Source organism: Paenibacillus sp. 01T422, assembly GCF_056398785.1.
Window position 1 is genome coordinate 1 of sequence record NZ_JBFTQB010000805.1, and the last position, 4,617, is coordinate 4,617.

General features: G+C 43.7%; 4 protein-coding genes and 1 pseudogene. All 5 read left to right on the forward strand.

The window, feature by feature from the left end:
- The first annotated feature begins 372 nt into the window (after positions 1-372).
- Positions 373-1,224: an NlpC/P60 family protein gene (locus tag AC1DUA_RS31545; RefSeq protein ID WP_477503502.1), complete on the forward strand. Its 852-nt coding sequence runs from the start codon at positions 373-375 to the stop codon at positions 1,222-1,224.
- 131 nt (positions 1,225-1,355) lie between these two features.
- Positions 1,356-2,471, forward strand: coding sequence for a PucR family transcriptional regulator (locus AC1DUA_RS31550; protein ID WP_477503503.1), 1,116 nt, complete (start codon positions 1,356-1,358; stop codon positions 2,469-2,471).
- Between the two features lie 113 nt (positions 2,472-2,584).
- On the forward strand, positions 2,585-3,586 hold the full coding sequence (locus tag AC1DUA_RS31555; RefSeq protein ID WP_477503504.1) for an ABC transporter ATP-binding protein: 1,002 nt from the start codon (positions 2,585-2,587) through the stop codon (positions 3,584-3,586).
- Between the two features lie 184 nt (positions 3,587-3,770).
- Positions 3,771-4,365 (forward strand): annotated as a pseudogene (locus AC1DUA_RS31560) (hypothetical protein).
- 42 nt (positions 4,366-4,407) lie between these two features.
- Positions 4,408-4,617: prolipoprotein diacylglyceryl transferase family protein (locus AC1DUA_RS31565; RefSeq protein WP_477503505.1), on the forward strand; the 210-nt coding region annotated here is incomplete at its 3' end.

Consider the following 4,617-nt stretch of genomic DNA (forward strand, 5'->3'; position numbering starts at 1 on the left):
GGATAACAGGACTCCACATTATTTTCTTATGAAAATTTTGACGATAGTGCGATAAAGTCACTTGGATCCATAAGAGGAGATAGGCGACTCCAACTAAGAGAATGATGACACGGTCCAAAGACCATTGCGTCCAAACCATATGTAGTACCTCCTATAGAACGAATATCCCTTGTACAATTATTTCCAAAAATACGAAGTTTATGAGTATGCCACCTTTAATGAGTGTGGATGAAAGATTTGTTAGGTTTGCCAAACATGTGCGGGATAGGAAACATTTTAGGAATGAAAGACTTTTCATAGACATGGTAATCTTATACTAGATTAAATGGACTTTTCCATATCTACTAACAAATACGTACTGGAGGATTTAAGATGATAAAGATTCTTGCAAGACGCACAGTTGGGATTACGGCAGCGATAACGATTGCTCTGTCAGCGACAACCGCTATTTCCGCATACGCCGCTAACGATGATATGGACGCAGTTTCACTAGCGAAGAAAATGGTAGGAGTCGATTATTCCAAAAGTAGCGAAACACCAGGTGCGGGGTTTGATTCCTCGGGCTTGATTTATTATGTCTACCAAACGTTGGAGTACTCAATTCCAAGAACGCTTGCTGATCAATTTAAAATGGATAAAAAGAAAATTACGGATATTTCCAAAGCGGAACCAGGTGACGTCTTGTTCTTTGGCAGTGGCGAGAAGCCATCTTATGCTGGGATCTATGTCGGTCAAGGTAAAATGGTCATGTCTTCCCAGAGCAAAGACGAAGTCGTCACTCGCAGTGTAAGTGACTATAAGAGTAGTTTCATTGGTGGGAAAAGCATTCTTTCCTCCAAGGATCGTTTGAAAGCAGAGCTTATTTTGACTGCTCAGAAATATTTAGGCACACCGTATGTCTTCGGAGCACCTTATGGACAGACCAAAACGATGGATTGTTCATCTTTTGTGAAAACAGTGTTTGCTCAGTACGGAATTACGCTGCCGCGGGTATCTCGCGATCAAGCCAAAGAAGGTAAGTTAGTGAGCAAAAGCAATTTGCAGACTGGCGACTTAGTTTTCTTTACAACAGTGGATTCAGGGAAAAATATTGGCCATGTCGGGATTTATGTAGGCGATGGTATGATGATCCATACGTATGGTGAAGGCGGCGTTAAATTTACTTCCATAAACAAAGAGTGGTGGGCGGATCATTACGTGACGGCACGTCGCGTTTTAGACTAGAAGAAAAGATATTAATGAAAGAGAACTCTTTTGCAGCCTAGTTGCAGGAGGGTTCTTTTCCATGAAACCTGCCATATATGGTACAATAGAGAGATAGAGATAGAAGAAGCTAGGATTAAGGAGAGACGCAGATGGATTGGGAGCGCATAAAAGAACGTTTGGAAGCGGTTTTACAGACACCTATGCACATTGGTTTGATCTCTGAAGCAGATTGGTTGCACTTATCCGAAGATCAAGCCGAACATCCGGCGAGCTTTTGTCGAAGCATTGAACGTGGGCAAGATGTGTTGTTTTATCTAGCCAAGGAACACAAGGATATACGCGTATTACAGGTAACTGGAGCCAAGCTGACGGCATCAGAGCGTAAACTCGTCGAAATGACGGTTGAGTCCAAGCAAACACAGGAAAAGAAGCAGCGTGGCACTTACCTGTCTGAAGATGAAAGAAAAGCTCATCAGTTAAGGGATTGGCTGCTTCAGCAAATGGAACTCGGTTCAACTTATGCGGAACTTCCGGATGCGCTTGCCTCACAATCCTCCCTGTATTCAACGAAAATTCCGCTGCTCTTATACGGGGATTACTCCCAAAGCCAAAGCGTTTCTTACGCCGAGCTGAAGAAGCTGCTGGAATCTTTCTTTGAATCGGAAATCATTCTGATTCCTTTGATGGACAAAGAATGGCTGATTCTAGCGCCGGAAGGTCTATTAACAAGCGGTAGTGAGGAACGCGAGGGCGACGAAGAAGAAAGTGTAGAACAAATTCTAGATGCCCTAGGTTCAGGTTTATATGAGATGCTCGCCAATGAATGGGTGGGAGAGTGTCATCTTGCCATCGATTATCCAGTGAAACCCGCGAAATCGCTGTTTGCCACCATTCTCAAGCTAAGGGAAACAATCATGTTGGGCCGTTCCTTTCATGTAGGAAGCTTCATTCATCTTCGTTGGGAGCTTCGTTTGGAGAAGCTGCTGCATCTCATTGAGGAAGAAGAAAAGGCAGAATTCCTCGAACAGGTGCTGCGCGGCACGGATCATGCGCTGGATACGGAGACTGTTACAACGCTTGAACATTTCTTTACATTAGACTGCAATGTTAGTGAAACTGCGAAGAAGCTTTATATTCATAGGAACACACTATTATATCGATTGGACAAGTTCAAAAATGAGACCGGACTGGATGTCCGGACGTTCAATCACGCGGTATTAGTGAGACTCGCACTATTATTGTACAAAGTAACGAAAAGAAAGTGATTTTTTTGTAGGTATTGTGCATAGTCAGTCCGGCCTTCGTGGGGTAAGATGAGTATAGTCAAAAGTTGATGAACAAGTAGTGTACATCGATAAACCGTAGGGGGAATGAACACATGGCAGGCGTACGTTTAAATCATATCGTTAAAAGATATTCTGGTGCAGAAGAATCTACAGTTAAAGATTTCCATCTTGAAGTTGCAGATAAAGAGTTCGTCGTATTGGTTGGAGCATCCGGTTGCGGAAAATCCACAACTCTTCGTATGATCGCAGGATTAGAGGAAATCACTGAGGGTGAACTTTACATCGGAGACCGCCTAGTTAATGATGTCGCTCCTAAAGACCGCGATATCGCGATGGTTTTCCAATCTTATGCCCTTTACCCGCATATGACTGTTTATCAAAACATGGCATTCGGTTTGAAACTTCGTAAATTCAAAAAAGCTGATATCGATGCTCGCGTTCGCGAAGCAGCGAAAATCTTGGATATCGTTCACTTGCTGGACCGCAAACCAAAAGCTCTTTCCGGTGGTCAACGCCAACGTGTTGCTTTGGGTCGTGCGATCGTTCGTGAGCCACAAGTAATCGAAGCAATGACAATGGGCGATCGCATCGTTGTTATGGATAAAGGTATCATTCAACAAGCAGCTACACCTGAAGAAATCTACAACTTCCCAGTGAACATCTTCGTTGCGGGCTTCATCGGATCTCCATCCATGAACTTCATGACAGGTACATTGACACAAGAAGGAAGCGGAATTTTCTTCAAAGCAGGCACTGTTAACGTTGAAGTTCCAGCTGGTAAAGCACAAGTACTGAAAGACAAAGGATATGTTGGTAAAGAAGTGATTCTGGGAGTTCGTCCAGAAGACATTCACGAAGAGCCAGTATTCTTGGAAGCTTCCCCGAACACAGTATTCAACGTAAACGTTGAGTTGACTGAGAACTTGGGTCACGAAATGTACTTGTACCTGAACGGTATCGGCTCTAACACAGTTATCGCACGTGTAGATGGCCGTTCCGGAATCAAAGAAGGCACAAACGTGAAGTTGGCTTTGGATATGAACAAAGTTCATTTCTTCGATAAAGAGTCCACATTGTCCATCTTAGTTAAATAAGTTTGGAACTGAAAGGCCAGCCGTGATCGGCTGGCTTTTTTGCTGTTTGAAGAGAAACAGGTAGTTTGCAAACACTTTAGTTGATTTCGATATCGTATTCCATTACGATGAAACTATTAGAAAGAAATGAATATGAGCAGATGAAGCAGGTTTTGCTCAGGCAAAACGCAGAGGAGATAGGACGATGGCCAAAAAGGTGAAGGTTTCCGAGTTAGTGGAACAACTCCATATGGAGGTTCTTGCAGGTGAATCTGGGCTTAAACGTGCGATAACAACCGGAGATTTGTACCGTCCGGGTCTCGAGATGGCGGGATATTTCAATTATCATCCGAGAGAACGTATCCAAATGCTAGGAAAGACAGAAATCACCTTCATGGAGATGTTAACGACAGGTGTTCGTAGAAACCGGGTAGAGCAGCTAGCCGGAATTGATCCGCCATTTGCTCGAAATCCGCGGGGTCGGTATTATCAATGTGATGACGTTATTCGGCGCTGGAGCGGTTCGCAATGTAAAGAAAATTTCTGTCGTGGTGAAATTGGAGAATTGGCAGCAGGACAAGCAGTATGATCGTTTAGGCTTGGATGAGGAGCTTACACGGATCATCGACACGGATCTACCGCTCGTTACGATCCCAGTACGACCTGGACGAAATTTAGCGGTTATCGTAGAAGTAGCGGCGATGAACTATCGATTGAAGCGGATGGGGTATAACGCGGCACTCCAGTTTACGAATAAACTGACGGAATCGCTAAATGAAGATTATGAAGATTTTGATTGAGATTTTGGTAGAGAGACAGCTTATATATGAAGGAGTGAAAATATGTTAGAAAGTGTTGCGTTCTCCCTTGGACCCATTCATGTCCGGTGGTACGGTATTATTTTAGGTACAGCAGCATTAATCGGGCTCATATTGGCGATTCAAGAAGGGAAACGATTCAAGATTATCCCTGACTTTTTCATGGATTTGCTCCTGATTGGCGTGCCTTCAGCGATTGTTGGGGCAAGAATATACTATGTAGCTTTCCAGTGG